Genomic DNA, 5,501 nt, shown 5'->3' with positions numbered 1-5,501 from the left:
CCCGGCGCGGCGAAGAGTTAAAATAGTCTATAGTTACTTGCGCCATAAAAGCCCTTTTCTTAAAACCTGTCAGCTTTTTTGCCGCATCTTTCAAGCTTGATTTGATTTTTTCAGTCAGTTCAGTTACCATAGTTGAGAGTGGGAGTAACAAGTTGCTTCTCTAGTCTAGATGGTAATTTATTAATACGCAAGTCCCTAATCCACCACTTAAACCACCAAGTCCACCATTGAGAACGTCTTTTCGGATTTTCCATATTAGGTTTAACCGTTTATTCCAGTCGTTGTTTCTTTCAGCTACTTACGATGCCGAAGGCACTGCGTAGCAGATCAATCGCATTTTGTGGTTAACGGTCGTACACCCCTGTAACCCAGCGAAAAGCAGGGGTTATGTAACTCACTAAAGAACGCTCTTCTACCACAGCATGGACATCTGCGGTAGTCCCGTTGGTAATTCTTTGGGGCGCTCCCTTAGCTTGAGTCCAGTAAAAACCACTCGGTGTATTGCGATCGACCTTCAGCGCTAAAGTGGCTTTGATAACACTTGCATTGACGGGTATAGGCTTATCGCGATCGTCTTCATCTCTACCCAGAAACAGCTTGCTGGCGAGTTCATTACTTCCGACTATATTTGCCAGTTCTGCCACAGTTACCGGCTGCTGATCGACGGTAATTACCTTAGCAACGATACCCCCATAGCGTTCGCGATCATAGAGATCGGGAACGACTTCTACTTCCTTGCCCGGTTCTAATCGTTTGGCATCACCACTCTTAAACAATGCCACCACGTTGGTCTTGGCCTTTAGATTGGAGACTTCTAACGTACCGATGCGCCCCCCCCGGAGCCAGAACTTCCCCCGGATTAACAGATAAGTCTAAAATCTGGCCGTTGTACAGACTCACTACATTTTTGTTGGCTTGAATAGTGGTTTTTAACGTATTAATCTCTCGTTGCTGGTCAGCGATCGCATTGTAACGAAGAATATCACTGGCTGTATCTTGGAGGTCTATTTGCCGTTTTTCTGTGTTTAGTATATTATTCTGTGCCGCCCGTGTTCAACTACTGGCAGGCTTTCATCAACCCCCTTCAGGCGGTCGCAACGCGCTCGCTACGCGAGACCGAGTTCTATTTGGACGCGATTGATACTATTAGAAGCCTCTAGATTATTGAACTGAAACAAATAGGAGGGAAAATCTAGCTTGGCGACAGCCCCCTCTTCGATAAGTTTATCGTAGGCGGCTAGTCTTTGATCCGTTGAGTTCTGGAAATTTTTAAGGTATCGAGCATGGGAGAGATAAGCCTCTCGCTGTTTTTGATTACTGGATAATTGAACTTGAAGTGCTTTAATCTGAAGCTGATTCGCCTTTTGCTGGCGATCTATTGAGGCTGCATTCAATTGGCGACGACTCACTTCAATAGAGTCAACTCTTTTATCCTGCTGCTTGAGAGCTGCTAGTCTATCCTTTTTATCCTTTAATTCTGTTTCTAATTCAGGAAACTCTAAAGTTGCCAGTAATTGCCCTTTTTTGACAGAATCTCCCGGTTGAATCAGGAGGGTTAACACCCGCCCACCTTGACGGGGTTCGATATTAACAATAGAACGAGGAATCAAAATGACCGCTCGTCCTTGAATAGGAGTCGGAATCTTGCCAACTATCGCCCAATAACTCAGTCCTCCGAGCAAAAGACCGACCGGCATTAAGCGCAGGATTATCTCCCCTAATCTTCCTGTTGGCTCCGAATATTTAAACGTTTTTTCCGAATTAATTTTAGGATCAATTCCCGTTTTTATTTGATTATTATCCTGATGTTCTATCCTAGCCTGTGTTGTTTTCTTCGCACCCATATCTGGCTGCTGATGATTCTGATCAGACATAGATTCGGCTTGATTCTTTGCCATTGTACTGAAATGAGTAAAAATCACTTAATTTGTAACATTATAAGCATTCAGAGGATATTACTTTAGACCAGGAAAATCCTCTGAAAAAATCGCTCAAGCTATTTTTGACATAAGATAACTAGGCTACCTCGAAAGATTTACCGAAGGCTCAAACCTTTAAAATTTCCTGTAAGAAACCTAATAAAGTATTACTCTTGATGTGACCTAAAACAACCTAATTAGGGATCAAGTGTTTGAGTCCAACACTCCGACTAGAGAGATAATCTATCGAACGAGTTTACACCATTCCAGCTTTTAACTTACATAAGGCGTATAGTCTCATTGTGACCGTTCAGGGGGGGGGATGTCAAGCCGCCAGTGGCATTGACTCAGTGGAAGAACTCTCCTGGGGTAGCAGAGAAGGAGAAGAACTGCCTTTGCTAACTAACGTCAGCATCCGCGCCACAAAAACACTACCCGCCTCACTTTGAGAACCAAAGCTAGTGCGCCGCCACAGCACCGTTGCTCTAGCTGTTCTATCTTCAAACCTAACTGCACTACTAGCTGTCTGACGTTGGCGGTCGTTCTTTCCCAATCCCCTGCACCAATTCCTGGTATCAACCGTTGGTGCTTCTCATCCATGCCCCTTAGATTACCAGATTTCGTCCCCCCCTGAACGGTTACCAACATTTTAAAGGCGGTTTTTGGGGCAATTCCATGTGTACTATCATGCTAAAAACCTGAAGTCTTGTGAAATAGAATCGTTAATCCCATTAAATTTTAGCCCGTATTATGTGAACTAAAACCTGAAACCTTTGCTACAGCGCAAATTTAGAATTGCTGACTTAATAACTTTTCTCTATTTTTTAAATAAGGAATTTTGTCATTTTCTTTAGGAAAGTTATTACGAATAAACTTAACTAAAAAGATGCAAGATATAACTCCTAAAATTGAGTATAGAACTAAAAAAGGTTCATTTATTTTCCTATACTCAAGAATTGAAAGATAGGGAAAGTTGAAGTTTTGAGCATAAAAAATAAACCATAACATATTAGACATTAGGGTTGTAATTGCCCCAAAAACAAATATATCTAATAAATTGGCAGTTTTAAACAATAAAATGGATAAGATCAATATGTAAAACAAACTAACTAGGAAATTGGGCTTAAACGTAGGAAGCCACAATATAAAAAATATAAGAAGTATCACTAAAATAGCTTTTTTATTTCCCACTTTAAGAGATATTTTTTGTAATAAAATTCCTTGAAATAAAAAAATATGGAATGGATACGTTATTAAAATGTCAATTAAAAAATCAAGTAAAAACATTCCAAAATCTTGAGGATTATATTGATTAATTATTTTTTCCATATGGTCAGGCAATATTAAAGAAAAATGGTCAGGCAATATTAAAGAAAAACTATAATAAATTAACCTACCCAATGAGATCGAAAAAGTAGTGTAGATAATCGCTATTTCAGTAATTATTCGCCAAGAGATTTTCAGATTAGGAATAAAATCTTTGAGTTTAAAATCTGCTATTTTTAAATCTCTTATAACTAACAATAACCACAGAAAGATGTAGAATGCGAAGAAAATTGTTCTTTGTCCACTTGTTTCGTTGAAAAATCCCGTATAGTCCCAATTATTAAGTTTAAAAAGTGGCATTGCACAGATCACCATTGTGTATAGTAAACCTATGCTGTAGAATAAAAAAATTTCTACAAGGTTAATTTTTTCAAAAGGAGTAGTCGTTGACTGTTCTTCAGATAAATCTTCTGAGGATATAACGGTATTTTTAGGAGTAATTGCCGATAAAAGAAATAAGCCAACAAAACTAAGTAATCCTACTATCCCCCAACTAGGTGAGTATCCTTTACTTTGAATGTAACGAGAACAACCCTTAACAAAAGGAAAATATCCATATATTAATAATCCTAATACAATAAATGCTAACACGCCTAATAAGGGTGATTTATCAGGAATAATCTTAGCCTTTGAAAGTACCACAATAGTTATCAAGGGAAGCCATTGAATACTTAATCCCTTCATAATTAATTTAATAGCTTTATTTTTTTTGTCTGTCTCTATTGTTTTGGTTTCTAGCATAATTCCGTTTACTGGTAACTTTTGTAACAATTTTTTACAAAAAAATAACACAAAACAAACCGCTAGTAGGAGAACTGACCCGAATGTTAGAGGAATACCGCCAACACGCTGAATAAAAGAGCATTGCTTGGCATCCCTCCCCTCAATGCCACCAGACCTCCCAACTTTGTGAACTCCTCAAAAATCCCCCTGAAGAACAGAAGGAATAACTCTTAAGTTTATTGTAACCGTTCAGGGGGGGGGGATGTCAAGCCGCCAGTGGCATTGACTCTGTGGAAGGACTCTCCAGGGGCAGCAGAGAGGGAGAAGAACTGCCTTTCCTAGAGGCATGGATACTACTCTCTCACAGTAGCCGCTCTTTTCTACGTCTTTTTAGATTATCAGATTTTGTCCCCCCCTGAACTAGGGTTGATTCATTGTAGGGTTGATTCATGAATCAACCCTACCCCCTGAACAGTTACTTCAAGGGAGAAAAAGCGATCGGGCTATAATAGAGAAAATTTCATTTTAACTTGAGAAAATTCATTATGACAGCTACTATTGAAGACATTCGGGAAATACTAAAGGAATTGGCCCAATCCCAACAAGAGTTATCCCAAGCTCAAAAAGAAACAGATAAGCAAATTAACAGGGTTAGTCAGCAGATTGGGGAGTTGGGCAATCGTTTAGGAGAATTTGTCGAGTGGCAAGTGCGTCCTGCGGTGGTGCGTCTGTTTCAGGAGCGGGGTATTGATGTGCATGAGTTTCACCCTGGCATTTCGGTAAAACGGGATAATGAGGGTTTAGAGATTGATCTATTGGTAGTAAATGATACCGATGCCATTTTAGTGGAGGTCAAAAGTAAGTTAACTCAAAGGGATGTGGATGAGCATTTACAACGTTTGGCCAAGTTTAAGCGGTTAATGCCTCGTTTTCGAGATGTAAAGGCTTTGGGAGCGGTGGCAGCGATGATTGTTCCCAATGAGGTGGCGAGTTACGCTTGTCGTCAGGGTTTATTTGTGTTGGTGCAGTCAGGGGAAAATGTAATAATTTTAAATGATGCGGAGTTTACGCCCCGGGTTTGGTAGGTTTAGCTTTCGTTCCACCCCCTCGCCCGCAAGACTGTATCTTAGAATACATTTTACCCACCAGATCCAAGAGAGCCATGAGAGTGAAGAGATTGAAAATTTAGAGATTTTATTTTTCTCCAAACGTTTAGAGTCTCAAACCCAATTTGAATTACTATTAGAGGAAAATTTAAAAATGACTGAGCCATTAACAGCAGGTTTACTTATCACCTTAGCAGTACAAGAGTTTGTGAAGTCTGGGACGGGAGATTTAGCGAAACGCTTTACGGCTGAAGCTTTGGCTAAGATTCCTGTTTTATGGTAAAAGATCAAAACTCGCTTGGTAATGATTCGGTAGTAGTGGCGTAGCCCTCTTGCTTACCTGGTATGAATTGTGTAAAATATTTATTAATAAAAATAATTGGAACCCGCTCAGTCTTTAAACCTCTAGCTTGATCATGACTTTTCT

6 protein-coding genes are annotated in these 5,501 nt (G+C 39.8%); 2 read left to right on the top strand and 4 right to left on the bottom strand.

The genetic code is table 11. From position 1 onward, the window contains the following. Positions 1 to 344 precede the first annotated feature (344 nt). From PX482_RS12780 to PX482_RS12765, 4 genes are all read right to left on the bottom strand, one after another. Positions 345 to 785: a hypothetical protein gene (locus PX482_RS12780; RefSeq protein ID WP_288122516.1), complete on the bottom strand. Its 441-nt coding sequence runs from the start codon at positions 783 to 785 to the stop codon at positions 345 to 347. A gap of 321 nt (positions 786 to 1,106) precedes the next feature. Beyond that, a complete protein-coding gene (locus PX482_RS12775) occupies positions 1,107 to 1,874 on the bottom strand; it encodes a biotin/lipoyl-binding protein (RefSeq protein WP_223212998.1) in 768 nt (255 codons plus the stop codon). Positions 1,875 to 2,244: 370 nt separating this feature from the next. Then, positions 2,245 to 2,472 carry a hypothetical protein gene (locus PX482_RS12770; protein WP_002759371.1) on the bottom strand — a complete coding sequence of 76 codons (228 nt, stop codon included), beginning with the start codon at positions 2,470 to 2,472 and terminating at the stop codon, positions 2,245 to 2,247. Between the two features lie 236 nt (positions 2,473 to 2,708). Continuing rightward, positions 2,709 to 4,016, bottom strand: coding sequence for a hypothetical protein (locus PX482_RS12765; protein WP_288096149.1), 1,308 nt, complete (start codon positions 4,014 to 4,016; stop codon positions 2,709 to 2,711). Between the two features lie 497 nt (positions 4,017 to 4,513). Between PX482_RS12765 and PX482_RS12760 the strand changes: the two genes are divergently transcribed. After that, on the top strand, positions 4,514 to 5,053 hold the full coding sequence (locus PX482_RS12760; protein WP_002759366.1) for a DUF3782 domain-containing protein: 540 nt from the start codon (positions 4,514 to 4,516) through the stop codon (positions 5,051 to 5,053). 175 nt (positions 5,054 to 5,228) lie between these two features. After that, positions 5,229 to 5,357: a hypothetical protein gene (locus tag PX482_RS12755; RefSeq protein ID WP_256378307.1), complete on the top strand. Its 129-nt coding sequence runs from the start codon at positions 5,229 to 5,231 to the stop codon at positions 5,355 to 5,357. Positions 5,358 to 5,501 lie beyond the last annotated feature (144 nt).

Source organism: Microcystis sp. M53602_WE12 (assembly GCF_030065455.1).
Taxonomy (GTDB): Bacteria; Cyanobacteriota; Cyanobacteriia; order Cyanobacteriales; family Microcystaceae; genus Microcystis; species Microcystis aeruginosa.
This window is presented reverse-complemented; position numbering and strand designations above follow the sequence as displayed.